The sequence below is a fragment of the Mycolicibacterium sp. SMGY-1XX genome (assembly GCF_059132455.1).
Genome location: NZ_CP101139.1, coordinates 4,623,071 through 4,649,433, shown reverse-complemented (window position 1 = coordinate 4,649,433; position 26,363 = coordinate 4,623,071). Strand labels below are relative to the sequence as shown.

At 67.0% G+C, this 26,363-nt stretch carries 20 protein-coding genes; 11 read left to right on the top strand and 9 right to left on the bottom strand.

The window, feature by feature from the left end; genetic code table 11:
- Positions 1-173: 173 nt before the first annotated feature.
- The gene (locus tag NL241_RS22365) at positions 174-497 is read left to right on the top strand and encodes a hypothetical protein (protein WP_494395065.1); all 324 of its coding nucleotides are present in this window, start codon (positions 174-176) and stop codon (positions 495-497) included.
- Positions 498-567: 70 nt separating this feature from the next.
- Here NL241_RS22365 and NL241_RS22360 read toward each other — a convergent pair whose 3' ends face one another.
- Together NL241_RS22360 and NL241_RS22355 are read right to left on the bottom strand one after the other, a co-directional pair.
- Entirely contained in the window at positions 568-1,101 is a 534-nt protein-coding gene (locus tag NL241_RS22360; RefSeq protein WP_494395064.1) for a hypothetical protein, read from the bottom strand.
- On the bottom strand, positions 1,098-1,667 hold the full coding sequence (locus NL241_RS22355) for a hypothetical protein (protein ID WP_494395063.1): 570 nt from the start codon (positions 1,665-1,667) through the stop codon (positions 1,098-1,100). Before NL241_RS22355 ends, NL241_RS22360 begins: the two co-directional genes overlap by 4 nt.
- 606 nt (positions 1,668-2,273) lie before the next feature.
- Between NL241_RS22355 and NL241_RS22350 the strand changes: the two genes are divergently transcribed.
- The 3 genes from NL241_RS22350 (at position 2,274) to NL241_RS22340 (ending at position 4,670) form a co-directional block, all read left to right on the top strand.
- Positions 2,274-2,912: a cutinase family protein gene (locus NL241_RS22350; protein ID WP_487688138.1), complete on the top strand. Its 639-nt coding sequence runs from the start codon at positions 2,274-2,276 to the stop codon at positions 2,910-2,912.
- 204 nt (positions 2,913-3,116) lie between these two features.
- Positions 3,117-3,962, top strand: coding sequence for a DUF5995 family protein (locus tag NL241_RS22345; RefSeq protein WP_494395062.1), 846 nt, complete (start codon positions 3,117-3,119; stop codon positions 3,960-3,962).
- A 105-nt stretch (positions 3,963-4,067) separates the two neighbouring features.
- On the top strand, positions 4,068-4,670 hold the full coding sequence (locus NL241_RS22340) for a sigma-70 family RNA polymerase sigma factor (protein ID WP_487687756.1): 603 nt from the start codon (positions 4,068-4,070) through the stop codon (positions 4,668-4,670).
- A 36-nt stretch (positions 4,671-4,706) separates the two neighbouring features.
- Here the strand turns inward: NL241_RS22340 and NL241_RS22335 are convergent, their stop codons facing one another.
- Positions 4,707-7,142, bottom strand: coding sequence for a glycogen/starch/alpha-glucan phosphorylase (locus tag NL241_RS22335; RefSeq protein ID WP_494398365.1), 2,436 nt, complete (start codon positions 7,140-7,142; stop codon positions 4,707-4,709).
- 214 nt (positions 7,143-7,356) lie between these two features.
- Between NL241_RS22335 and NL241_RS22330 the strand changes: the two genes are divergently transcribed.
- Positions 7,357-8,247 carry an aminoglycoside phosphotransferase family protein gene (locus tag NL241_RS22330; protein ID WP_494395061.1) on the top strand — a complete coding sequence of 297 codons (891 nt, stop codon included), beginning with the start codon at positions 7,357-7,359 and terminating at the stop codon, positions 8,245-8,247.
- On the opposite strand, the gene NL241_RS22325 is transcribed toward NL241_RS22330, so the two are convergent.
- Positions 8,244-9,077: an SMP-30/gluconolactonase/LRE family protein gene (locus tag NL241_RS22325; protein ID WP_494395060.1), complete on the bottom strand. Its 834-nt coding sequence runs from the start codon at positions 9,075-9,077 to the stop codon at positions 8,244-8,246. The two genes, NL241_RS22330 and NL241_RS22325, sit on opposite strands and share 4 nt — an antisense overlap.
- Positions 9,074-10,843, bottom strand: a complete 1,770-nt coding sequence (locus NL241_RS22320; protein WP_494395059.1) for a hypothetical protein — start codon at positions 10,841-10,843, stop codon at positions 9,074-9,076. Before NL241_RS22320 ends, NL241_RS22325 begins: the two co-directional genes overlap by 4 nt.
- A 124-nt stretch (positions 10,844-10,967) precedes the next feature.
- On the opposite strand from NL241_RS22320, the gene NL241_RS22315 reads away from it, so the two are divergent.
- On the top strand, positions 10,968-11,789 hold the full coding sequence (locus tag NL241_RS22315) for a glycoside hydrolase family 16 protein (RefSeq protein ID WP_494398364.1): 822 nt from the start codon (positions 10,968-10,970) through the stop codon (positions 11,787-11,789).
- 30 nt (positions 11,790-11,819) lie between these two features.
- Here the strand turns inward: NL241_RS22315 and NL241_RS22310 are convergent, their stop codons facing one another.
- The 3 genes from NL241_RS22310 to NL241_RS22300 all read right to left on the bottom strand — a co-directional run bounded on the left by NL241_RS22310 (position 11,820) and on the right by NL241_RS22300 (position 14,602).
- Positions 11,820-13,232 (bottom strand): NCS2 family permease, encoded by a 1,413-nt coding sequence (locus NL241_RS22310; protein ID WP_487687765.1) that lies wholly within the window; start codon positions 13,230-13,232, stop codon positions 11,820-11,822.
- A gap of 123 nt (positions 13,233-13,355) precedes the next feature.
- Complete coding sequence (locus tag NL241_RS22305) at positions 13,356-14,021, bottom strand: IF2 family translation initiation factor (RefSeq protein WP_487687767.1); 666 nt, start codon at positions 14,019-14,021, stop codon at positions 13,356-13,358.
- 26 nt (positions 14,022-14,047) lie between these two features.
- Positions 14,048-14,602, bottom strand: coding sequence for a CsbD family protein (locus NL241_RS22300; protein ID WP_487687769.1), 555 nt, complete (start codon positions 14,600-14,602; stop codon positions 14,048-14,050).
- 101 nt (positions 14,603-14,703) lie between these two features.
- Here NL241_RS22300 and NL241_RS22295 point away from each other — a divergent pair, with 101 nt between their 5' ends.
- Together NL241_RS22295 and NL241_RS22290 are read left to right on the top strand one after the other, a co-directional pair.
- The gene (locus NL241_RS22295; protein WP_494395058.1) at positions 14,704-15,618 is read left to right on the top strand and encodes a quinone oxidoreductase family protein; all 915 of its coding nucleotides are present in this window, start codon (positions 14,704-14,706) and stop codon (positions 15,616-15,618) included.
- Between the two features lie 57 nt (positions 15,619-15,675).
- Entirely contained in the window at positions 15,676-16,515 is an 840-nt protein-coding gene (locus tag NL241_RS22290; protein WP_494395057.1) for an SDR family oxidoreductase, read from the top strand.
- A gap of 1 nt (position 16,516) precedes the next feature.
- Here the strand turns inward: NL241_RS22290 and NL241_RS22285 are convergent, their stop codons facing one another.
- On the bottom strand, positions 16,517-17,590 hold the full coding sequence (locus tag NL241_RS22285) for an esterase family protein (RefSeq protein WP_487688145.1): 1,074 nt from the start codon (positions 17,588-17,590) through the stop codon (positions 16,517-16,519).
- A gap of 492 nt (positions 17,591-18,082) precedes the next feature.
- Here NL241_RS22285 and NL241_RS22280 point away from each other — a divergent pair, with 492 nt between their 5' ends.
- From NL241_RS22280 to NL241_RS22270, 3 genes are all read left to right on the top strand, one after another.
- A complete protein-coding gene (locus NL241_RS22280; protein ID WP_494395056.1) occupies positions 18,083-21,532 on the top strand; it encodes a GMC family oxidoreductase N-terminal domain-containing protein in 3,450 nt (1,149 codons plus the stop codon).
- Positions 21,529-23,103 carry a GMC oxidoreductase gene (locus NL241_RS22275; protein WP_487687778.1) on the top strand — a complete coding sequence of 525 codons (1,575 nt, stop codon included), beginning with the start codon at positions 21,529-21,531 and terminating at the stop codon, positions 23,101-23,103. The genes NL241_RS22280 and NL241_RS22275 overlap by 4 nt, the downstream gene beginning before the upstream one ends.
- Positions 23,104-23,192: 89 nt before the next feature.
- The gene (locus NL241_RS22270; protein ID WP_487687781.1) at positions 23,193-26,360 is read left to right on the top strand and encodes an ATP-binding protein; all 3,168 of its coding nucleotides are present in this window, start codon (positions 23,193-23,195) and stop codon (positions 26,358-26,360) included.
- The last annotated feature ends 3 nt before the right edge of the window (positions 26,361-26,363 follow it).

Sequence of the window (26,363 nt, the reverse complement as noted above, 5' to 3'; positions counted from 1 at the left end):
GCTCAGCGCGGTCCGAACGACTACTTCCTGCCACCCGCCGGTCAATCCCTGCCAGCGGAAATGAAGCCCTGACGTGGGCGGTTGTAGCGATCAGAACAGCACGAACCGCGACCCACAGACCCTCTCTGCGAGCCACGATTCGCAAATCAGTACTCACAGAGAGAGCCACGATCATGAAGAAGTTCGGATTCGCCACCGTCACCGCCACCGCGCTGACCGCCGGTGTCCTCGGCTTGGCCGCCCCCGCGTTCGCCGCCCCCACGGGGGCCGGCAATGCGCAGGACACCATCGCGAGCCTCGAGGACCAGGGTTACAAGGTGGTCGTCAACCGGCTGTCGCAGAGCCCACTGGCCGAAGCCAACGTCGTCTCCGTCGGCCGGGGCCCCACCTTCACCACGACGGACACCAACGCCGGCAACGAAGGCGGTTACGGCGCTCAATCCGACCGCAACTCCGGCCCCGTGAACACCACCACCGTCTACGTCAACGTCCGCTGAACGGACCCCGGCAGCACTCAGGCACACACCCGATCGGGATGTGTGCCTGAGTGCTTTTGAATTGTGGCGACTACACCGCGAGGATGCGATCGAAGAAGTCGCGGTAGTGCTTCAAGGCGATACGAAGGTCCTCGGTGGAGGCCTCCTCACCGCGAGACCACTGATCTTCCAGCCGGGACCGGGTCTGGCTGAAGCTGGCGGTGAGTTGCTCCACCGCCGAGGACACCAGGCTGTCGGCTTTCTGCACGCAGGCGCGCGGGTCGTCGACGAACTCCGCCTGCACGTCGTTCCAGCGGGACCGCAACTCGGAGAGGTCGTTTTCGCCGAACAGCGAGTCACTCATCGGGGTATCGGAGACCGATGACTGTGCGGCCGCAGGTGTGGATGTGCCCTGCTGAGCCGACGGATCAACCTGCCGACCCGCGTTGGGGTCGTACTGGCGATCCGCGGTCGGGTCGCCGTGGCGCTCGGTGGCGGGATCAACCTGGCGCTCACCGGCGGGGTCGACCTGACCGGCGTTGAATTCCTGTGCTGCGTAACCCTGTTGGTCAGCGGTTCCGGTATTCGGGTCGATCGGATCGGTGTACTGACGTGGTGCGGTCATGCTCGTGCCTCCTTAGGCGTGCCGTGTTCGGATCCCAACAACTTCTCGAACAGCGCGCGGTAGTGGACAAAGGCCTCGCGCTGCGTTTCGGTGCCGATCTGGCCTCGTTGCTGCGACAGGAAGATGCCGTGCGCGGCGCGGTAATCCTCGACCACACCGGGGTGGTCGACCGAGATGTCCGCCGCGCGTTGCTCGAAATCATCGATCGGATAACCGCGTTCGCGCATCACCTGATTGACCAGTAGGTCGGCGTCTTTGAGCGCACTCGCCGGGTTGTCCACGAAACTGGTCTGCACCAAGCGCCATTGCTCGACGTACATCGCCTGTGCCTGGGGCGACAGGGCCACGATGTCGAGTTTCTTGCGCTTGCGTTCGCGGGCGACGAGCTCGGCTTCGGCCGAGCGCGGATCACCCGTCTGTTGGACGGCCCGGTCATACTCGGGGCCGTAATGCTGCTTCAATCTGTCGCTTTGCTTGCTGTTGCGCGATTTGCGGGCGGCGAAGACGGCGGCGACCGCCACGATGACGATCAGTGCCGCGATAAGAATCCAACCCCAACTAGGCATGACTTGACCTCCTCGTCCGCACTGAGGGTTACCCCTGCGGCCCCTACGAAAACGTCAATTTCCGGTGCGGCGAGCTGTCGAGGGCACGCGCAGCGGGGTAAATCGTTGCTAGAGCCGAATATTCGTCTCGGTGCAGGAATCGGGTGTCGCCGTGCTGCTGCCCGGCGGTGCACCGCCGAAAGGGTGGGAATGGGGGAGGTATGCGCGTCGATGACATCACGGTGACCGTTTGCCATGGCGGCGACCCACCGGATTGTTGCCAACGGTAAGGCCGCGACACCCGACCGTGGATCGGCGTCTCGGGAGTACTTGTGTCACCATCGATGTATGGGATTGTCAGGTCATCTAACACGTGTGTGCAGCGTCGCGTTGTTGACGTCGGCTTCGTTGGCGTTCGTCCCGCTGGGGATCCCGTCCGCGGCCGCTGAACCCGCCCCGGCCCCGGCTCCCGCTCCGGTACCTGTACCGGTACCCGTTCCGCTCGGGCCGGCACCCGGTCCCGCTCCTGAGGTGGTACCGGTTCCCGTGCCCGCCCCGCAGGCCGCCCCTGCGCCCGCGCCGGTTCCCGCCCCCGAAGCCCCAGCCCCAGCTCCGGCCCCGGCCCCGGTGCCGGTGGCTGCTGCGCTGCCCCCGGGCTGCCCCGATGTCCAGGTGGTCTTCGCACGCGGCACCACCGAGCCCCCGGGCCTGGGTGCCATGGGGCAGGCCTTCGTCGACGATCTGCGCGCTCGCGTCGGCGACAAGTCGGTGGGGGTGTATCCCGTCGACTATCCCGCCAGTCCGGACTTCCCGACGGGCGTGCAAGGCGTCATCGACGCCAGCACACATGTCCAGGAGATCGCGCAGAACTGCCCCGACACCCAGATGGTGCTCGGCGGCTTCTCGCAGGGCGCTGCGGTGATGGGTTTCGTGACCAACGAGATCGTGCCCGACGGTGTGTCACTGTCCGAGGTTCCCCAGCCCATGCCCGCTGATGTCGCCGACCACGTGGCCGCGGTGGCGCTGCTGGGCACCCCGTCGGACCGGTTCATGAACATGATCAAGCAGCCGTCGGTGAGCGTCGGCCCGCTGTACCAGCCCAAGACCATCGAACTGTGTGTGCCGAACGACTTCGTGTGCTCCGAGGGCGGCGACATCGGTGCTCACGGTCGCTACATCTCCGACGGCATGGTGGTGCAGGCGGCGGACTTCGCAGCGACGAAGTTAGCCGAAGGCGCCGATGCCGGCGAGGTACGAGGCGGCTGAGAAGCCGAGCAGACGGCCCCGAAGGCGCCGATGCCGGCGAGGTACGAGGCGGCTGAGAAGCCGAGCAGACGGCCCCGAAGGCGCCGATGCCGGCGAGGTACGAGGCGGCTGAGAAGCCGAGCCCGGCGAATGAGGTAGTCCGCTACCTGCGTTCCGCGCGCGCCGCGATGCGACGATCGGTCCAGTCGATTGTCGGGGGGCGCGATGCCGGAGAAGTCTGTCGCCGGAGGTATCGCAGTACCTCTGCCGATACCTGAAGTCACCACGATCGCCGAGGTGATCGAGGTGCTCGATGATGTCCTCGACTGGTCACTGAGAGCGTCGAGTCAGCTGGGTTACTTCGCGGCGCTCTACAAGCGCATCACGGTGGCGGTGGGCCAGGCGATCGACAACGGCGCCTTCCACGACGGCCCACGCATGGAACGGTTCGACGTCGCCTTCGCGACCCGGTACTTCGACGCCCTCAACGGACTGTTCCATCCACGCGACCACAGTCGCCCCACCCGGTCATGGCAGGTCACCTTCGACGCTGCGGGCCGCGACGACCCGATCCTGGTGCAGCACATGCTCGCCGGTGTGAATGCGCACATCGGTCTGGATCTGGGGATCGTCGCCCACCAGCTGTCGGAGCCCACGGCAGACCTGCATGAGGACTTCAACACGATCAACGCGGTGCTGGCCAGCCAGATCAACGGGTTACTCGCCGATGTCCATGAACTTTCCCCCGCGCTGGCCGATATCGCGGCCGTCCTCATGGAGCACGAGATCTTCGCCATCAACGCCGGCGTCCGCCAGCTGCGCGACAGTGCGTGGCGATTCGCGGAATTGCTCACCGCCGAACCGGCTTTCGCACGACCGGTGACCATCTTTGCCCGCGACCGCAAGATCGCCGGACAAGGACGTCTGGTCTACGACCCGCCCAGTCTCACCGGAGTGGTCCGCGTCGCCATCGCCATGATCGCGGCGCGGGAGAGCCGCGATGTCCGACACAACCTCGAGGTGCTCGCCGAGATCGCCGCCGTCCCCGCACCGATTCGGACCGTGCTGTAACCAGTAGGGAAAACCCCCGGGAAGTTGTCGGGTCAGCACCGCAGATTCCGGCTGCGCAACACCAGAGGATGGACACATCAGCTAGTCGCGGAGACGGGAGCCAGCGTGACACACCAACTCGAGGCCACACTCGACCGGCACGGCACCGACATCGAATTGGCCGCGCGTTTCGAACGCGATGCGCTGCCGCTGCTGGATCAGCTCTACGGCGGGGCGCTGCGGATGACCCGCAACCCCGGTGACGCCGAAGACCTGGTGCAGGACACCATGCTCAAGGCGTACACCGGTTTCCAGACATTCCAGGTGGGCACCAATCTGCGGGCCTGGCTGTACCGGATCCTGACCAACACCTACATCAACGGTTACCGCAAGAGGCAGCGCAGGCCGAGCGAATACGCCTGCGACGACTTCACCGAATGGCTGGGATCGAGTTCGGCGCCGGCGTCGACGCTGCTGCGTTCGGCCGAGGTGGAGGCGCTGGAGAAGGTGCCCGACACCGAGATCAGCGACGCCCTCCAGGCGTTGCCGGAGGAGTTCCGGATGGCGGTGTATTACGCCGACGTCGAGGGCTTCCCCTACAAGGAGATCGCCGAGATCATGAACACCCCGCTGGGTACCGTGATGTCCCGGCTGCACCGCGGCCGGCGGCAGCTACGGGAGCTGCTCGCCGGCGTCGCGGTCAGTCGTGGGTACGCGGTGGCCGTCTAGGATCCGGTTGCTCAGGCCTACGCCGGGGCGCGGCCCTCAGATCTCCACGGTCATGGGGCCGACGTTCCAGATCTCATCGCAGTATTCGGCGATCGCCCGGTCCGACGAGAACTTGCCGCTGCGCGCCGAGTTCAGGATCGACATCCGCGCCCAGGTGTCGCCGTCGAGCCACGCGGCGCTGACCCGATCCTGGCAGTCGACATACGCGCGGTAGTCGGCCAACACCAGGAACGGGTCGTGGTGGATCAGCGAATCCAGCAGCGGTGCAAGGATCTGCGGGTCGCCGTGGGTGAAAGCGCCCTCGCGGATGAGTTCGAGCACGGCCGCCAACTCCGGATCCCGCTCCACGTAGTCCAGCGGCCGGTACCCGTTGGCCTTGACGGCCTGCACCTCGTCCTCGGTCAGCCCGAACAGGAAGAAGTTCTCCGCCCCGGCTTCCTCGCGGATCTCGACGTTGGCCCCGTCGAGGGTGCCGATGGTGAGGGCGCCGTTGATCATGAACTTCATGTTGCCGGTGCCGGAGGCCTCCTTGCCGGCAGTCGAGATCTGCTCGGACAGGTTGGCCGCGGGGTAGATGAGATGAGCGTTCTGCACGTTGAAGTTCGGCAGGAACACCACCTTCATGAAGCGGTTCACCTCGGGGTCGGCATTGACCACGTCACCGATGGCGGTGATCAGCTTGATGATCCGCTTGGCCAGGAAATACCCCGGGGCGGCCTTGCCGCCGAAGATGAATGCGCGCGGCGGCATCGTGTAGCCGGGGATGGTCTTGAGCCGCAGATACTGCGTGATGATGTGCAACGCGTTGAGGTGCTGACGCTTGTACTCGTGGATGCGCTTGACCTGGATGTCGAACATCCATGTCGGGTCCAGCTCGATACCGGTTGCCGTGTGCACGTACTCGGCAAGACGGGACTTGTTGGCACGCTTGACTTCTCGCCAACGCTCCCGGAATGCGGGATCGTCGACGTGGGCCTCGAGCTCACGTAACTTGTACAGATCGGTGAGCCAGCCCGCACCGATGGTCTGGTCGAGCAGCTGGCGCAAGCCGGGATTGGACAGGGCCAGGAAGCGACGCGGCGTCACGCCGTTGGTGACGTTGCCGAACCGCTCCGGCCACATTTCGTAGAAGTCCTTGAGCACGCTTTCCTTCAGCAGCTCCGAGTGCAGCGCTGCGACACCGTTGACGGCGTGGCTGCCCACCGTGGCCAGGTGGGCCATCCGTACCGTCTTGCCGCCGTCCTCGCCGATCAGTGACATCCGGCGCACCCGGTCGTCGTCGCCGGGGAACCTGGCGCGCACCTCGTCGAGGAACCGGTCGTTGATCTCGTAGATCAGTTCGAGGTGGCGCGGCAGGCAGTCACCGAACAATCCCAGCGACCACGTCTCCAGCGCCTCGGGCAGCAGTGTGTGGTTGGTGTAGCCGAAGGTGGCGACCGTGATCTCCCAGGCCTCGTCCCAGCTCATGTGGTGCTCGTCGATGAGCAGGCGCATCAACTCGGCGACGGCGATCGACGGATGGGTGTCGTTGAGCTGGATGGCCCACTTGTCCGGCAACGCCGACAGCGGCAGGCCCACCCGTTCGGTGTGGATGCGGATGATGTCCTGCAGCGAGCAGGTGACGAAGAAGTACTGCTGCTGCAACCGCAGACGCTTGCCGGCCTCGGGCTCGTCGTTCGGATAGAGCACCTTCGAGACCTTCTCGGAGAGCACCTCGTCCTCGACGGCCTTGTAGAAGTCGCCGGTGTTGAATGCCTCGAGCGCGAACTGCGTGACCGATCGCGCGCTCCACAGCGTCAGGGTGTTGCACGTGTTGACGCCGTAGCCCTGGATGGGGGTGTCGTAGGAGACGCCCTGCAGCACCCGGCGCGGGATCCAGCGCACCCGCAGATTGCCGGCGATGTCGGTGTACTGCTCGGTCTTGCCGCCCCAGCAGACGAAATAGCTGGCATCCGGCTTGTCGATCTCCCATGGGTTACCGCTGACCAGCCAGTTGTCGGTCTTCTCGGCCTGCCAGCCGTCGTGGATCTCTTGATCGAAGATGCCGAACTCATACCGGATCCCGTAACCGATCGACGGGCGCTCCAGCGTGGCCATCGAGTCCAGATAGCAGGCGGCCAGCCGGCCGAGGCCACCGTTGCCCAGACCCGGCTCCTCCTCGCAGTCGATGACCTCATCGAGGTCCTGGCCCAGCTCGGCCAGCGCGGCGCGGGCCTCGGCTTCCAGGCCCAGGTTGAGCAGGTTGTTGCCGAGCTGGGGACCCATCAGGAACTCCGCCGACAGGTAGCAGGTCACCTTGTTCGACAGGTCGAGCCAGTCCTGGGTGGTGGCCATCCAGCGTTGCTGCATCCGGTCGCGCACCGCCAGCGACAGCGCTTTGTAGTAGTGCGCCGGCGTCACCGCGGCGGCCGGGCGGCCGATGGAGTACATCAAGTGGTCCGAGATGGCGCGCCGCAGCGCGTCGGCCGACATCCCGGTACGGGAATGCTCGTGCCGGGACGCCAGAGGAAAAGCCGCGCCGTCGGCGGCACCTGCGGACGGCGTATGGGCGGTGTCTGTCACTACCTGCTCCTGATACCTGAATGAGGACGGGTCAGTCTGACACCTCCGTGTTACATCAGATGCACTGCCGGCGTCACGGAGGTGAACACCGACGGGCTGGCACAGTGGTGTCTGTGAGCGACCGGTGATCGAACTGCCCACGGCCGTGCAGGCGATGGCGACCCGCGGCCCGCAGTGGCAGAGCTGGGTCGATGAACTGCCGAAACTCATCCAGCGTCAGCTCGCCGACTGGACCCTGACCCCCGACGGCGCACCGATGCACGGGCATGCGTCGATGGTGCTGCCCGTGATCGGCGACGCCGGCCCGGCTGTGCTGAAAATCGCCTTTCCCGACGACGAGTCACAACACGAACACCTGGCCCTGCGGCGCTGGGGTGGTGACGGCGCCGTCCGGTTGCTGGGTGCCGACCCGCACCGGCGGACCCTGCTGCTGGAACGTCTGCACACCCGGGACCTCACCCGGCTGTGGGACGTCGAGGCCTGCGAGATCGTCGCCGACCTGTACCGCCGGATCCACGTACCCGCCCTTCCTCAGCTGGACACCCTGGCCAACGTCATCACGCGCCACACCGCCGGCCTCGACGCGTTGCCGCGCAGTGCTCCCATTCCGCGCCGGCTCGTCGAGCAGGCCCAGTCCTGGAGCCGCGACCTGGTGACCGACCCCGACACGGTGGGCACACTGATCCACACCGACCTGCACTACGACAACGTGCTAGCCGGTGACCGCGAGCCGTGGTTGGTCACCGATCCGAAACCGCTCAACGGCGACCCGCACTACGAGGTGGCGCCGCTGCTGTGGAACCGCTGGGACGAACTGGCCGGTGATGTCCGCGACGGCGTGCGGCGCCGGTTCTACGCGGTGGTCGACGCCGCCGGGCTGGCCGAGGACCGTGCCCGCGCCTGGGTGGTGGTGCGGATGGTGCACAACGCCGTGTGGGAGCTGACCGATCCCGGTCCCGTCGACCACGACTGGCTGACCACCTGCATCGCGGTGGCCAAGGCGGTACAAGGCTAAGCGGGTACCGGCACCCGGGTGGTGTGCACGGCGGCCCCCATGGTCGTCTGTGCCTGTCCGCCGTCGCCCAGCGTGGTCGAGGTCAGCAGGAACAGGGTGTCGCCGTCGCGGCCGCCGAGGGCGCAGGCGATGGCATGCCGGCCGGGGGTCTCGATGGTGTCGGTCACCTCGCCGCCTTCGAGGACGCGGACGAACCGGTCGGCTACCGGGCTGGCGAACCACACCCCGTTGTCGCGGTCGACGGTGATGCCGTCCGGAAATCCGTCGACGGCGGCCCAGACCCGGCGGTCGGTCAGGGATCCGTCGGAGGCGAGGGTGAAGGCGGTGATGCACTGACCGACGCTCTCGGCCACCAGCAAGGTGGATCCGTCGGCGGTGATCGCCATGCCGTTGGCGAACTGCAAGCCCTCGGCGGCCACCTCGGTCGAGCCGTCCGGGTCGATGCGGATCAGCGGGGCCGCCACCGGTGCCTCTCCGGCGCGGGGATCGAAGCCGAACTGACCCAGGAAGGTGTGCCCACGCGAGTCGACCACCATGTCGTTGATCTCCTGGGGTGCCAACGCGCTGACGTCGGCGTGCGCGGTCAGACGGCCGTCCTGGTGGCGCAGCACCCGCCGCTGCAGCATCGACGAGATCAGCAGCGATCCGTCGGGCAGCCAGCCCAGGCCGGACGGCTGTTCGAGGTCGGTGACGGTGCTGACCTCGCCGGACTCCGAAATCCGTAACACTTCGTCGGCGAACATGTCCGAGACGAACAGTGCGCCGTCATGCCAGCGCGGCGCCTCGAGGAAGGCGCGGCCTGTCACCAGGGTGGCCAGTTCGTATGTCACTGCGGCACTCCGTATCTGTTGGCGTACCCGGCCTGGCGCGCGGCGAGCTGGTCCTGACGGCTGTAGACGAGCTGATCGGGTTGCACAGAGGATGGTGCCTGGTCCAGCGGCATCCTGGTCACCGAAACGGTGGGCTGGTCCGGCGAATTCGGGTCCACGCCCTGGAATCGGATGGACAGGGTGCCCTGATTGAGGCCCCCGGTGGACACCCAGTTGGCCACGCCCGGATCGTTTTTCGCGACGACGACGGTGTAGCTGCCGTCGGTGTCGGGGATCGCCTGGGCATTGTTGAGGCTGGTCTGCTGATCCCAGTAGTTGCCGGTGATGGTCCAGACGTCGGTGACCGGAACAACGAAGTACGAGGCGCTGCCCGGGTCGACGGTGAGTACCAGCGCTTCGTCGTCGTCGAGCTGGAAGTAGCCTGCGCTCTGCAGCTGGGTGGACAGGAATTGCGCGTTGTGGGCCGGGGCGGACAATGTATTCGGTTGGCGCAGTTGACCTGTGGTCGAATCAGTGGTGGCCACCTTGATGTATTCGTCCTGTTTGGTGATGCCCAGGAGCAGCATCAGCAGCGCCGCCTCGGTGGCTTGCACCGCCAGTGGCGGTTCGGGGAACGGCGCAACCTGCGAGACCAGCGACACCAGCGCCGGGTTCCGGGTGACGGCCGCGCCGAGTCCGGGGATCAGGAATCCGCCGAGCTGAGCGAAGAGGCTGTCCGGCGGCCCGTCGACCCGCCGGATCGCCACCGACATCGGCGCCTGGGCGGTCCAGTCCGACAACGTGTTCCTGGTGGTGATCAGCGTGGCTTCGGGGGACAACTGCAGATGGTCGGCGCCGGGATCCGACGGCGGCGCCGCGCTGACGGTGATGGTGAAGCGACCGTCGGAGTCCACCTCGAGGTCGTTGCCGTTGAGGTTGGTCGCGGTCTGGCCGTTGAGACCGGTCAGCACACTGAAGTTGGTGTCGGCCGGGCGCTGACCCGGGGCGAACTGCCCGGTGATGACGTACTCCGACGCGGCGTTGGCGGGCGTGAACCGGTAGATGGTGTCGGGGTTGTCGTACCAGATGCGGGTGCCCTCGACCTCGCCGCCGCCCCAGGTGTGTGGCGGCATGACCTGTTGCAGCAGAACCGGTTTCGTCGGGTTGAGCATCTGGACTTCCATCGCCGCCTGCATGGCGTACTCGTCGACGGCCTGATCGAGCCGGGCCAGGTTCTCCGTGTCCGGCCCACCCACCAGCGCGTAATTGTGATGCGCCGAGAACAGCCACGCCACCTTCAACACCACCTTGGCCAGCCCGACCACTGGGGTTTCGGCGATCTGTTCGGCACGGCGCTCGGCGGCCAGCTGGTCCTCTGTGGCCAGTGTGCTGGACCCGGCGGGGACCTCCAAGCTGTCTCGGCGGGCCGCGCCCAGCAGGGTGGTCAGCCCGGTGGTGGGTGGGGGAGCGGCCGGTTCGGTGTCGGTGTCGGCGTCGCGCGACAACCGCACCGCGGTCATCCGGTCCCGGTGGGTGGGCTTGTCGGTGTCACGCTTCTCTGAGGTGCGCCGTGTCAACGACTTTCGGTCGGGTTTGGTGTCGTCTTTCTTGCGTTCGGTTCTGGCCTGGCGGTCAGGTTCGCGCTCGGAGGCTGCGGACCCGGATGCGGTGGCCGTGTCATCGGCGAGTGCGATGCCGGCGGTACTGCCGAGTGCGATGCCGATACCCAGGGCGACGGCCAGTCCGCCGATGCGGCCGACGTGTCTGGCGTAGATGCTCGACCTCATTGACGTCTCCATCGACGTGTTCCGGTGATGACCGGACTGTAGTGAGCTCTCCGGCCCGTCGGCGGTGATTCGGCGGCTTCGGCGATGTGGACGTTGCCCTCCGGACAGGTGACGCGCCCCTTATATTGCGTCTGTGAATCGCCGCAGCATGCTGACGTTGACGGGCCTGGGATTGCTGGCGGGAGGGGCTGGGCTGCCGAAGGCCGGCGCGGAACCGCCGTTGCCGGGAGCCGAGCTACTACCTCCGCCGGTGTTCGCCGACGAGTTCGACGGACCACCCGGCGCTGCCCCGGACTACAACAGGTGGCTGGTGGTGCCGGCCCGGGAAACGATTCGCAACCCTGCCCATTGGGACCGGCCGGAGAACATGGGGCAGTACCGCGACGACCGGCAGAACCTGTTCCTGGACGGCTTCGGCAACCTCGTCATCCGCGCCACCCGGGAAGGCGACCGGTACTTCGGTGCGAAGATCCAGGGCCGGACGTGGATCGGTATCGGGCACACCTGGGAAGCGCGGGTGAAGCTCGAATGCCTCACCCCGGGCGCGTGGCCCGCGTGGTGGATGCTCAACGATCTGCCCGGTCAGGGCGGCGAGATCGACGTCATGGAGTGGTTCGGCAATGGTGGCTGGGCTCCGGGGTCGACCGTGCACACCAGGCTGGACGGCACCACGGCGGCCAATTACCCGATCGTCATCGATCCCGAATGGCATGTGTGGCGGTGCCAGTGGGATGTCGCGGGGATCCGGTTCTGGAAGGACCCGGTGCCCGGGGCGCCGCCGTACTTCGACCTGCCTGCCGGGTCCTTGGCGAACTGGCGATTCAACGACCCGGGTTTCCAGATGTTCCCGGTGCTCAATCTCGCGGTCAGCGGTTCCGGTGGCGGGGATCCCAGCGCCGGCATCTATCCGGCGCAGATGCTGGTGGACTACGTCAGGATCTGGTGAACACAGCCCGGCCCTCGCGCCCCAGAGCAGCTAGACGCCGACCAGCGTGTCGATCCAGCCGCGGGCGAAGTACAGCAGGAAGCCGGCCGCCACGATCCACAGCAGCGGGCTGATCTCACGGGCTTTGCCGGAGGCACTGCGCAGCACCACCCAGGAGATGAACCCGACGCCGATACCGTTGGCGATCGAGTAGCTCAGCGGCATCACGGTCACGGTCAACACGACGGGCAGTGCGACCGAGAAATCCGAGTAGTCGATCTCGCGCAGGTTCGCGGCCATCATGGCGCCCACGATCACCAGCGCCGACGCGGCCACCTCGGTGGGCACGATGGCCGCCAGCGGTGTCAAAAACATTGCGGCCAGGAACAATACGCCGGTGACCAGGCTGGCCAGGCCGGTACGGGCGCCTTCACCGATACCGGCACCGGACTCGATGAACACGGTGTTCGACGACGCCGAGACCGCACCACCGACCACCGCGCCGGCACCTTCGACCACCAGCGCCGACTGCAGCCGCGGGAAGTTGCCGTGCTCGTCGGCCAGCCCGGCCTGCTTCGACAACCCGGTGAATGTGCCCATGGCGTCGAAGAAGTTGGTGAAGACCAGCGTGAACACCAACATGATGGCCGCCAGGATGCCGATGCGGCCGAAGCTGTCCACGCTGAAGTCGCCGACCAGCGAGAGATCCGGCACCGCAAACGGTGAGCCGGACAGGGTGGGCACCGACAGGCCCCACCCGCCCGGATTCTCGGTGCCCGGGCCCAGATGCCAGATCGCTTCGACGATGACGGCCACCACGGTGCCGGTGATCAACCCGATCAGGATGCCGCCGCGCACTCTGCGCGCCACCAGGATGCCCGTCACCAACAGGGTGAAGACGAAGATCACCGTGGGGATGGTCATGATGGAGCCCGAGCCGTCGTCGCCGAGACCCAGCGGCGGGGAGGGGAATCCGGTGGCGCCCACGAAGCCGGCGTCGACCAATCCGATGAACAAGATGAACAGGCCGATACCGGCGGTGATCGCCAACTTCAGCGGCATGGGCACGGCGTCGAAGATCAAGCGGCGCAGGCCGGTGACCGCGAGCAGCACGATGATCAGCCCGTTGATCACCACCAGCCCCATGGCTTCGGGCCAGGTCAGGTCACCGACGATCGAACTGGCCAGGAACGAGTTGATGCCCAAGCCGGCCGCGAAGGCGAACGGCAGGCGGGCCACCACACCGAAGACGATCGTCATCAGCCCGGCCGCCAGTGACGTCACCGCGGACACCTGGGTGAATCCCAGTGAGGTGCCCTCGACGTCGGGTGTGCCGGACAAGATGATCGGGTTCAACACGATGATGTACGCCATCGCGATGAACGTGACGACCCCGCCTCGCAGTTCGGTGCCGATGGAGGACCCGCGCGCTGAGATCTCGAAGAAGCGATCGAGGCGATTCACCGTTCGACCATAAAGGGTCGACGGTCGGCGCGCGGACCGTGGATGCGTCTTTGCCGGAACGTGCCGGGTGGCCGTGCCGGGTCAGCCGGCTCGCTCGCGATGAAACGGGCGAGCCGGCGGGTCTCAGGTGGTGGTCTGCCGGCTTTGCTTCTCGGCGTCGGCCAGTTCTTCCACCCGGTCTGCCTGGTCGCGGATGGCCTCGGCAGCCACCTGCTTGTCCTGGGCTTCCTGCCGCTTTTCCTGCGCGTCGTCGACGACGGCCTTCTCGGCGGCTCGAATCGCGTCCTGTTGCGAGCGCCGGCTTTGCTCGGCGGCCTGGACGCGCTTCTGCGCCACGGCGTCAGCCTGCTTCTTGGCATTCGCCTTGGCTTTCGCCGCAGTTTGGTCGGCGTTGCGCTTGCGCTCGGCCGCGGCGGCCTTGGCCTCGGCCACTTCCTGCTCGCGCGCTTCGCGGGCTTCCTGCTGGTCCTGAATCGCCTTGTCGCGCTTACGCTTCAGCGTCTGGTCGGCTTCCTGCTTCTTTTCGGCGGCCCGGGCGTCGAGTCGGGCCGCTTCACCGAGGGTTTCGCTGCGCTCGATCAGCGCCGCGCCCCGTTCGACCAAAGCGTCGTCTTTGAGCAGGTTGCCGACAGTCGTGTCGAGGGTGCCCAGTGAACGTTCGTAGAACAGCCGGCCCGGTGCTTCCGCATCGACGCGGGCAGCGACCTGCTGCTCGATCAGCTGAAGAGGGAAGCGGGCTATCTGGTACTGCAGCCGTAGCACGGCGAGGGGAACGTCGGTGATTTTCATCGATTACTCCTAGGGGGTCTCGAGGTTCAGGACTGGCCGGGTTCGGGCAGTTTGGCGGCTTGCTGGCGCAGGCTCTCCGCGGCGGCGCGGTCGGACTCGGCGTCGAGGGTCTTGTCCTCGTGCTCTTCCGCCGCGTCGATGACATCCTCGGCCGCGTCACTGAGTTCGGCGCGTTCCTCGGCCTTGGCCAGCTGTGCCTCACGTTGAGCGTCGAGGTCAGCTTGGGTTTTCGCGACGGCCACGTCACGTTCGACGGCCTGCTCGGCCGCCTGTTTCCGCGCGGCCTGCTCGGCTCGCGCCGCGTTCTCCACCGCGGCCGTCTCGGCCTGCACCTCGCGCCGCTGGGCCGCAGCTTCCGTGGTGGCTGCCACCGCTTCGGCCTGGGCCTCGGCGGCTTCGGCGTCGGCCACCGCCTCGACGGCGTTGGCCTCCTTGCGCTGCTTGGCTTGAACCTGTTCCAGCTGGCCCTCTGCGGTCAGCGAGTCATTGCCGGTCACGGCCCCGGCGACTTCTTTCGCCTTGCCTTTGACCGTGTCGATGAGTCCTTTGCGTGCCTGGTCGGCCTTCTGATGCTCGGTCATGGTCACCCTGGTTCCACGGAGCGGCCGACTCAAACCCTTTGTGACTTCTTGCACTGGTTCACCGTTGTTTTGGTACCGATGGTGCGGGTAGGCGTGGCTGCATGCGAGCAGCCATTCTCCAGAAAGTCGGTGAACCGCCCGTCGTCGGGGAATTCGACGAGCCCGAACGCGACATCGTCACCGTGACGTTGGCCGGGTGCAACCCCGTTGACCTGGCGTTGGCGTCCGGGGCCATGGGTGAGCCGGTGCTGCCTTCAGTGGTGGGCAAGGAAGGCGTCGGGACCACCGACACCGGGCAGCGCGTGTACTTCGACTCACCACCGAAGCCCTTCGGCTCCTGGGCGCAACGGTGCCAGGTGAACCCGGAGAAAACATTTCCGGTGCCAGACGGGGTGAGCGATGAGCTGGCCGTCACCATCGGTATCGCCGGGCTGGCCGCCTGGCTTCCGCTGACTCGGCACGCCCAGGTGAGCGCCGATACGTCGGTTCTGGTGTTGGGAGCCACCGGCGTCGTCGGCACCCTCGCGGTGCAGGCCGCCGCCCTGTTGGGGGCCGGCCGCGTGGTGGCGGCCGGGCGTGACCGCGACGCGCTCAAGCGGTTGTCGGATCTGGGCGCCGACGCGCTGGTGACGCTCGGTTCCGACGATGACGCCGAGGCCCTGGGCGCCGAAGCCGACGGCGGCTACGACGTTGTGCTGGACACCGTCTACGGCAGGCCTTTCCTGGCGGCTCTCGAAAACGCCGCGCCCACCGCCACGTTGGTGACCGTCGGCCGCGGTGCCGCGCCGAGCGCGGACATCCCGTTCCAGGCGTTGATGGGGCGCACTCACATCGGGCACTACAACGACGCACTGCCGGTCGAGGAGCTGCGGGCGGCGTACGCGGAGCTGGCCGGCCACGCCGGACAGGGCCGGCTGAAGGTCGACGTCGGACACTATTGCCTGGACGAGGCGCCCACGGCCTTCCAGGCACAGCAGGAGAGCCCCCACGTCAAGATCGTGGTCGAACCCTCTTGAATTCAGCACATTCGCAGCGATTCTCGCCCTTGTCACCGACAACTGAAAGGTTCCGTCATGGGATTTCCTGAACAGCAGCAAGAAGTACCCGGGGTGCAGTCGGCGATGGACCCCGTACCCGACTGCGGGGAGAAAAGCTACCGCGGATCGGGACGGCTGACCGGCAAGAAAGCCGTCATCACCGGCGGCGACAGCGGGATCGGGCGTGCGGTGGCCATCGCCTACGCGCGGGAGGGCGCCGACGTCCTGATTGCCTATCTGAACGAGGACGACGATGCCGCCGAGGTGAAGAAGCTGGTGGAGGAGGCCGGACGCAAATGTGTGCTGGTGCCCGGTGACCTGTCCGATCCCAGTCACTGCCGCGCCGTGGTGGAGCGCGCGGTGAGTGAACTCGGGGGTGTCGACATCCTGGTGAGCAACGCGGCCTATCAGATGAGCCACGATTCGCTCGACGAGATCACCGACGAGGAGTGGGATTACACGTTCCGGCTCAACATCGGCGCCTACTTCTACCTGGTCAAGGCTGCCTTGCCGCACCTGTCGCCCGGAGCTTCGGTGATCGGAAGCTCGTCGGTGAACTCCGACTCGCCCTCGCCCCAGCTGGCGCCGTACGCGGCCACCAAGGCGGCCATCGCGAACTTCTCGGCCAGCCTGGCGCAGCTGTTGGGCGACAAGGGAATCCGGGTCAACAGCGTTGCTCCCGGTCCGATTTGGACGCCGCTGATCCCGGCCACCATGCCACCGGAGAAGGTGGCGTCGTTCGGGGAGAACACCCCGCTGGGCCGAGCTGGGCAGCCCGCCGAGCTGGCGCCGGTGTATGTGTTGCTGGCCTCCGATGAAGGCAGCTACATCTCCGGCGCCCGGGTCGCCGTGACCGGAGGCCGGCCGATTCTCTAGGTCAGCGTCCGGGAATCGGTAGCGTGATCGCCGCCGGCAGGGCGGCAGGCAGCGCCGGCGGCGGCGCGGGGGCCGGAGCGGGAATTCCACCGGGAAGCGGCGCCGGGAGCACGGGCACCGGCGGCAGCGCCGGCGGCGGCGCGTTCAGGATGCGGATCATGTCCGGCTTCATCGCCTGCAGTTGGCCGCCCCAGTACCCCCAGCTGTGCGTGCCGTTGGCGGGGAACTGGAACACCGCGTTGCGTCCACCCGCCGCCAGGTACTTCTGCTGGAAGTCCTTGTTGGAGGCGACGGTGATGTTCTCCAGGTACTGTGCGCTGAAGTTGGTGCCGAAGTCGTTGCCGGTGTCCAACTCGGCCGGCATCCCGCTGCCGCAGTAGATCCACAACGCGGTGCGGTTGGCGACCAGCCGGTTGATGTTGACCGTCGGGTCGTTGCGCTGCCAGGCGATATCGCTGGACGGCCCCCACATGTTCTGCGCGCGGTAGCCGCCGGCATCGGCCATGGCGAATCCGATCATGGTGGGCCACAGCCCTTGTGACGGGTTGAGGAATCCCGACAGCGAGCTCGCGAAGATGAACTGCTGCGGGTGCCAGATCGCGAGCGTCAGCGCGGCACCGCCGGACATGGACAGCCCGACGACGGCATTGCCGTTGGGATCCTGGCCCCGGTTGGCCGCCAGCCACGCCGGCAGTTCCTGGGTCAGGAACGTTTCCCACTTGTACGTCAGGGTGCCCGCCTTACCTGCCGCGGGCTGGTACCAGTCGGTGTAGAAACTGGACTGGCCACCGACGGGCATCACCACGGAAATGCCGGATTCGTAGAACCATTCGAAGGCGGCGGTGTTGATGTCCCAGCCGTTGAAGTCGTCCTGCGCGCGCAACCCGTCGAGCAGATAGACGCTGTGCGGGCCGCCGCCCTGGAACGTCACGCGGATGTTGCGGCCCATCGACGGGGACGGGATGTCGAGGTGTTCGACCGGAAGGCCCGCACGGGAGAACGCGGCCGCGGTGGGTGCCGGCGCGGCGGTGACCAGCAACGCCGGTAGCAGCGCGGCGGCCACCAACGCCGTCAGCGCACGGACCCGGCCCGTTTTCCGGAGCCGGCTGAGTCGGTGATCCAACGCTTGCACCCATGTCACGTCGGCAAGTCAACCGCGTTCGCCAGGCATCGACGGAGGGCACACGCGGGTGGGGCGGGGTTGTTATCAACCGCTTGGGTAGTCGTGACCCGGCTGTGATCGGCGGTCACGAGATTTCGCGCAGGTTTCGTCGCCTTGCGGAATTGCTGAAACGGCGTTCCGCGGCACATCGGGTCTGCCACACTGACGCCATTATCGGGGCACTCGAGAGTGTGGTGGGCAATGAACCGATATGTGGGCGGCGTCGCCGCCGCGACCTGGCACTCGGCGCATGCGGCGATTGACGGCACCTGGGCGGGGAGGCTTGCGCACCGCCGGGCCTGCCCGCATGCCCGCCGATTCGAGTAGCGAACTACGCGAATACGTCGATGCGCACCATGCGAGGGTGGCTGCGTCGAGCATGTTTCCCGCAAGGGGGTCGGTGAAATGTCCAATCGCCCGCATTCAACAGGCAACCACGGCCAGCCGTTGCCGCGGCTCTCCTCGCCCATCACAGAACTCGCGGGGCACGCCTCGGTGGTGGTGATCGGCTCCGGGTACGGCGGATCGATCCTCGCCTCCCGGCTGGCGCGCGCCGGAGCGGACAGCCGGCCCCTGTGGGTGCTCGAACGAGGACGGGAACTGCACCCGGGCGAGTACCCCGACACACTGCCCGACGCATTGGCCAACGGCCAGCTGCAGATCGGGGACCGCCGCGTCGGCAGCAGGACCGGATTGTTCGACATCCGCACCTCCGGCGATATGAACGTATTGGTGGGGTGCGGGCTCGGCGGCGGGTCGTTGATCAACGCGAACGTGTCGCTGAAAGCCGATCCGCGGGTGTTCGAGTCCTGGCCCCAGGAGATCCTGGCCGACGGCCTGCTTGCCAAGGGCTACGAACGCGCCTGCGCCATGCTGCAGCCGCAGCAGCTGCCGGTCGCACACCGTGGCCTGCTCAAGTTGGAGGCGTTGAAAGCCGGTGCCGCGGCGTTGCCTGCCGCTGAGTTCTCCCTGCCACCCATCAACGTCACCTTCGCCGACGGCCCCAATGCGGCCGGGATCGCGCAGCACGCCTGCAATATGTGCGGTGACTGCATTTCGGGCTGCAACTCCGGGGCCAAGAACACCGTCCTGATGAACTATCTGCCCGACGCGGTGGCCAATGGAGCCAAGGTGTTCACGAAAGTCGATGTGCACCACCTGAGTTACGACAACGGCCGCTGGGTGGTGCATTACGAACTCCTCGACACCGGGCGTCAACGCCTGGGCGACGAGTTCGAGACCATCACCGCCGACACCGTGGTGTTGGCGGCCGGCACGCTCGGCTCCACCGAGATCCTGCTGCGCAGCAAGGGAATCGGAGTGTCGGACACCCTGGGCACGAAGTTCACCGGTAACGGTGACGTGCTGGCGTTCTCGTACAACGGCCGCGGGCCGGTCAACGGAATGGGGTGGGGGGCCCGCCGCGACGACCAGCGCGACCCCGTGGGGCCGTGCATCACCGGCGTGATCGACCTCCGCAAGGGCGGTGATGTGCAGCAGGGGATGGTGATCGAAGAGGGATCCATCCCCGGCGGCCTCGCGCCGTATCTGCTCGGAGTCTTCGAAGCAGCCGACGCCCTGGTGGGAAAAGACACCGACCCGCGGTTTCTCGACGAACTCGGGGAGCTGGGACGGAAACTGAAGTCGCTGATCAATGGCCCGTACTTGGGTGCCCTGAACAACACGATGACCTACCTGGTGATGGCCCATGACGGTGCCGACGGCGCACTGGAACTCGACGGTGACCGTGTCACCGTGCGGTGGCCGGGCGTCGGGGGCAGAGAGATCTTCCGGCAGATCGACCGGGCGCTCAACGCCGCCGCCGGGCGCCTGCACGGTCAGTACGTCCACAACCCGCAGTGGTCAGAAGCTTTCGGGGACCGTCTTGTCACGGTGCATCCCCTCGGTGGGTGCCCGATGGGCGACTCGGCCGCCAACGGCGTCGTCAACCACAAAGGTCAGGTTTTCCGCGCCGCCACGGGAACCGAGGTCCACAAAGGCCTCTACGTCGCCGACGGGGCGGTGATCCCGACGTCACTGGGAGTCAATCCGCTGCTCACCATCTCAGCCCTCGCGGAGCGCACCGCAGAACTGCTCGCCCGGGACCGCGGGTGGACCATCGATTATGTGAGCCCGACGCCGGCGCTGCCGGTGCGGAAGGCGCCGACGGGAATCCTGTTCACCGAACGGATGGCGGGCTGGCTGGGTGTCGGCGGGGACCCGGCCGAGAGCTACCAAGCAGCAGCGCTGCGCGGTGAAAACGAGGACAGCGCATTCGACTTCGTGTTCACAATCGTCGCCGAGGACCTCGAGGAATTGCGGAGGGGTGACACACATCGCGCGGACCTCATTGGATCGGTCAACGCACGCGCCATCTCCGAGCATCCGTTGCAGGTGCTCACCGGCACCTTCGAGCTGCTGGTGCCCAATCCCGACACAGTGGGCACCGTCAACATGAACTACACCGCCACCCTTGTGGATTCCCACCAGGAGAACTACTTCCTGCAGGGATTCAAGACGATTTGTGATGACCGTGGTTTCGACATGTGGCGGGACACCACCACGCTGTACGTCGACCTGTACAAGGGCACCAACACCACCGGCCCCCTGGTCGGCCGAGGTGTGTTGAAAATCGGCGCCCTGGATTTCGCCCGGCAACTGCGGAGCATGCGGGTCACCGGAACACATGACGTGGGCGAAATCGTGAAAGCCAAAGCCAAGTTCGGCAGGTTCTTCGCCTCTGAGCTGGCCCACGTGTACGGCGGGGTGGCCTCGCCGTCGCGGCTGATCAACACCGCCAAGCCGATCCGTACCAAGCGGAAACTGGTGGCACCGCCGCCGGTTCGATACCCGTTCACCACAACCGACAAGGCCGACCTGCTGCTCACCCGGTACCAGGGTGGCGACAAGGGGCCGGTGATGCTGACCCACGGCCTGGGAGTGTCGAGCCGAATCTTCTCCACCGACACCATCTCGACCAATCTGGTGGAATACCTGTGCGGGCACGGTTTCGATGTCTGGCTCCTGGACTACCGTTCGAGTATCGATCTGCTGGTCTCCGGCACGCAGTACACCGGTGACGACATCGCCGTCTACGACTACCCGGCCGCCGTGCAGGAGATCTTGCGGCACACCACGGCATCCGATATCCAGGTGCTCGCGCACTGCTTCGGCTCCACCACGTTCATGATGGCGATGCTGAGCGGGCTGCAGCATGTGCGGGCCGCGGTGTGCTCGCAGATCGCCACCCATGTGGTGGCACCCTCGATGACGCAGCTGAAATCAGCTCTGCGCGTGCCGGATCTACTGCAGATCTTCGATCTGGACACCATGACCACCCGGGCGCAGGACCGAGAACCCTGGCGGGAACGGGTCTTCGACCACGCGCTGGACTTCTGGCCCGTGGGTGACAATGAGAACTGCGAAAGTGCCGTCTGTCACCGCATTTCGTTCCTGTACTCACTGCTCTACAAACACAGCCAATTGAACACCCTGACCCACGAGGACGGCCTGGCCGAGATGTTCGGTGTGGCAAGCACGTCCGCGCTCAAGCACCTGGCCACCATTGTGCGCGCGGGGAAGGTGGTGGCAGCAGATGGTTCTGACCGGTACATACCGCACCTGGACAAGCTGGCTCTGCCGCTGACCATCGTGCACGGCGCCCGGAACGCCTGTTTTTATCCCGAAAGCACCGCCCGCACCGTCCGCGTCCTGTCGGCGGTCAATGGACCCGGTCTCTACCAGCGCCACGAGATCCCTGAATACGGACACATCGACTGCATCTTCGGCAAGAACGCCGTCCGCGATGTGTATCCGTACTTCCTGCAGGGGTTGGCGCCGACGGCGGGGCCATGAACACCGCGGCGCCGCCTGTGGACGCGGTGGTGGTGGGCTCGGGTTTCGGCGGATCGATTGCCGCATACCGGCTGGCGAAAGCGGGTCAGTCCGTCCTGGTACTCGAACGGGGCCGACGGTATGAGCCGGGCGAGTTCCCACGCGACGTCACCGATATCGACGCCCTGTTCTGGCGGCGGCGGCGCGGCGGACAAGCCGTCGGACTGTACGACCTGCGGTTCTTCACCGCCTTGGGCTGCGTCGTCGCCGCCGGGGTGGGGGGCGGCTCGCTGGTGTACGCCAACGTCAACGTCCGGCCCGCCCGAACGGTGTTCGACGACCCGCGCTGGCCGGCCGGCACCACACGCGACAGCCTGACACCGTTCTATGACCGGGTGGCCGACATGCTCGAGGTGGCGCCGGTGCCCGTCTTCCAGGCCCTGCCCAAGCGGGTCCGGTTCCACGAAGCCGCCACCACGATGCATCTCGACGTGTTCGACCCGGACGAGTCGGTGCACTGGCCCGCCGAATCCGGCGCGGCCACCGCCGGTTCACAGAAGCCGTGTGTGTTCTGCGCGGAATGCGAATTCGGTTGCCAGACAGGCGCCAAAAGGACCGCCGCCAGCACCTACCTGGCTCAGGCGCAGCAGCTGGGGGCGGTGGTGCGGCCGGGACGGCAAGCGGTGCTCGTGCGCCCGGAGACGGCCGGTTATGCGGTGACCCACCGTGATGTCGTCACCGGGGCAGAGGAGGTGACGGTGGCCAAGCGGGTGGTGCTGGCCGCAGGCACCCTCGGCACCACCGAGCTGCTGCTGCGGTGCCGCGATGAGTTCGGCACGCTGCCGCAGCTCAGCCCCGCACTCGGACAGGGCTTCTCGGCCAACGGGGACTTCCTGGGCTCCATTCACAGAGCCGACGTCGACCTGTCTCCCAATCTCGGACCGGACGTCACCTCCGTCATGCGGTTCTTCGACAGGGAACCCGGATTCACCCTTGCCGCACCCACATTCAACGAACCGGTGATGCGGGCGCTGGCCACGCTGGGGCAGCCCTCGGCGCGGGTGCTGCGGCCGTTCGCGCCGTTGTTGTGGCGGGCGCTGCCCTGGGCGGTGCCGCAGATGTTCGCCCACGGCCTGCTGTCCAAACCGCTGAAGTACCTGGCACCCGGCAAGCTCGACTGGCGGCGGTCGACCAACCTGTTCGGAATCGGCCGGGACAACGCCAACGGTCAGATGCACCTGCGGGGCGGCCGGTTGGACATCACCTGGGACTACCGCGCGGAAAACGCCGAGCTCATCGAGCGTCAACGCCAGGCCATGAGCGACCTGACCACCTTCTACGGCGGCACGTTCGCACCGATGATCTTCTGGAACGCCTTCCGCAAAGCCGTGACCGTGCATCCGCTGGGAGGGTGCCGGATGTCGGCTGATCCGGCGACGGGAGTGGTCTCGGAAGAAGGCGAAGTGCACCACTATCCGGGTCTGTTCGTCGCCGACGGTGCCGTGGTACCCACCTCGATCGGCTTCCATCCCGCCATGACCATCTCCGCGCTCGCAGAGCGCACCGCCGCCAACATCGTGGCAGGTCTGTGATGGGCCGGGATATTGCCGAGCGGCCGCGGCGATCAACAGCCTATTCTGGGCCGGTCGTCAGTCCGGACAGCGAAACGGCGGGACAGCGGATGGCGGAGGTCATCGAATGCCGCTCCTGCGGCACGTCGTTGCGGCACGCGGCGCGCTTCTGCGACGCGTGTGGTGCCAGCGTGTTCGACGAGCCCGATGCCGCCGAGTACAAGAACGTGACGGTGCTGTTTGCCGACGTCGTGCACTCGATGCACCTGGCCGCCGTACTGGGCGCCGAGCGACTGCGCGAAGTGCTGACCGAACTGGTGAGCCGCGCCGGGGCGGTGGTGCACCGCTACGGCGGCACCGTCGACAAGTTCACCGGCGACGGCGTGATGGCCCTGTTCGGTGCGCCGGTCGCGTTGGAAGACCATGCGTTACGGGCCTGCCTGGCCGCGTTGGAGATTCAGCGTGAAGTAGGCCGGCTGGCCGAGGAGATCCGCGCCAGCGACGGAGTGGACCTGCGGTTGCGGGTGGGCCTGAACTCCGGACAGGTGATCACCGGCGATTTCGGTTCGCTGCCGTCTGGCTACACCGCGGTGGGCCAGCATGTCGGTATGGCGCAGCGGATGGAGTCCGTCGCACCGCCGGGCGCAGTGATGATCAGCGAATCCACCGCGCGTCTGGTCGAATTCACGGCCACCGTGGGCCCGGTGGAACTGGTGGCCATCAAGGGTGCTCGGGACCCGGTTCCGGCCCGTCGCCTCGAACGCGTCGACACCACCCGCCATCCCGCCGCCCGGCCCGACTCGAAGTTCGTCGGCCGCAAGTGGGAGGTGGGCGCCATGGAGGGGCTGATCGACCGCTCCATCGGGGGACAGGGAAGTGTTGCCTGCATCGTCGGCTCACCCGGTATCGGCAAGAGCAGGCTGGTACGCGAGGCCGCGGTGCTCGCCGCCGACCGCGGTGTGTCGGTGTACTGGGCGTTCTGCGAATCCCACGCCGGCGACGTCCCCTTCCATCTGGTGACCCGACTGCTGCGTTCGGCCTTCGGTCTCAACGACCTCGACGACGAAGCGGCCCGGCTGCTGCTGCGTTCCCGGGCCGCCGACGCCGACGAGCAGGACCTGCTGCTGTTCGAGGACCTGCTGGGCATCGCCGCGCCCGGCGCCGTGTTGCCCCGCATCGATCCCGACGCGCGGCGACGGCGCCTGACCGCGCTGGTCAACCAATCACAGCTCAAGCGCACCCGGCCTGCGGTCTTCGTCATCGAGGACGTCCACTGGATCGACGAGGTGAGCGACTCGATGCTCGCCGACTTCATCCGGGTGGTGCCGCAGACACCGTCCCTGGTGCTGATCACCTACCGGCCCGAGTACCGGGGCCGGCTCATGTGGATGCCCGGTGCGCAGACCATAGCCCTTGCCCCGCTGGATGATTCGGAGATCACCATGATGATCGCCGATCTGCTGGGGCCGGCACCGTCGGTGGCGGGGCTGCAGGAGACCATTGTCGACCGCGCCGCGGGCAACCCGTTCTTCGCCCAGGAGATCGTCCGCGATCTGGTGGAACGGGGGGTGCTCACCGGTGCGCGAGGCGTCTACACCTCGACCGAAGACGCCGCCGAGGTGACCGTGCCTGCGACGCTGCAGACCACCATCGCCGCCCGTATCGACCGGTTGACCCCGGCCGCCAAACGCACGGTGAGTGCGGCCTCGGTGATCGGATTGCGCTTCGACGCGGAGCTGCTCGGCCGGATCAACCGCGCCCCGGTGATCGACGACCTGCTGGCCGCGGAATTGATCGACCGGGTGCAGCTGACCCCGCGCGACGAGTACGTCTTCCACCATCCACTGATCCGTGCGGTGGCCTACGAAACCCAACTCCTCTCCGATCGCGCGGAGCTGCACCGCCGACTCGCCGCGGCCATCGAGGAGCGGGAACCCGAAGCGGCGGAGAAGAATTCCGCGATGATCGCCGAGCATCTGGAGGCCGCCGGTGACCTGCACGCCGCCTACGAGCGACACATGCGGGCCGGCGCGTGGTCGATCAACCGCGACATCCATGCCGCCAGGCTCAGCTGGCAAGGTGCCAGCCAGGTGGCCGATGCGTTACCCGCCGACGACCCGGCGCGCACCGCCATGCAGATCGCGCCGCGTACGCTGCTGTGCCTGAGCGGCTGGCGGGTGCACGTCAGCATCGTGGGCGCCCGGTTCGACGAGCTGCGCACGCTGTGCGAGAGCGCCGGAGACAAAGCGTCTTTGGCGATGGCGATGGCCGGGCTGGTGATGGAGCACGTCAACCGCGCGCAGTTGCGGGAAGCCTCGGCGCTGGCCAGTGAGTACATGGGGCTCATCGATTCGATCGGCGATCCGGTGCTGACCATCGGCCTGTCGTTCGCAGCCATTCAGACCAAATGCGAGACCGATGAACTGTCCGACCTGGTGCGGTGGGCCCAGACCGTCATCGACCTGGCCGACGGCGATCCCACCCGGGGCAACCTGGTGCTCGGGTCGCCGTTGGCTGTCACGCTGGCCGCCCTGGGCTTCGCGCGGTGGGGTCTGGGGCACCCGGCATGGCGGGAGGACTTCGACCGCGCCCTGGCGATGGCCCGCAAAGCCGGTGACCCGCTGTCGCATTCGATCGTGGTGGGATACCAGTACCTGCCCTCGATCCCGGCGGGTGTGCTGCTGCCCACCGACGGCGCGGTCGACGACATCACCGAGGCCCTGCGGGTGGTTCAGCAGACCGGCGACGACTTCGGGCTGGCGCTGGTGAAATGTGCGCTGGGCCTGGCGTTGGTGCACCGCGACGAAGCCGACCGGGTGCGTGGTCTCGAGGTGCTGGCCGAAGTGCGCGAGATGTGTGTGCAGGGCCGGTACACCCTGACCGAGCTGCCGATGGTCGACGTGTTCACCGCGCGGGAACGCGCCCGCGCCGGTGACCTGGACGAAGCGATCCCGGTCATGCGGGCCGCGGTGGACCACCTGTTCCAGACCGGGGTGGTGGGCTGGTGCAATCCCACCACCCGGGTGCTGGTGGAGACGCTGCTGGAACGTGGCACCGAGACCGATCTGCTGGAGGCCGAGGCCGCGATTGCCCGGCTGGCCGCCGGACCGGAGGATGCCGGCCTGGCGATGCGGGAGGTCACGCTGCTGCGGCTGCGCGCTTTACTGGCCGGTGCCCGCGGCGAGCAGCAGGACTACCAGCGCTGTGTGCAGTCCTACCGGGCGCGGGCCCGGGAGTGCGGGTACGAGTGGCACATGGCGATGGCGGAATCGATGTAGTGA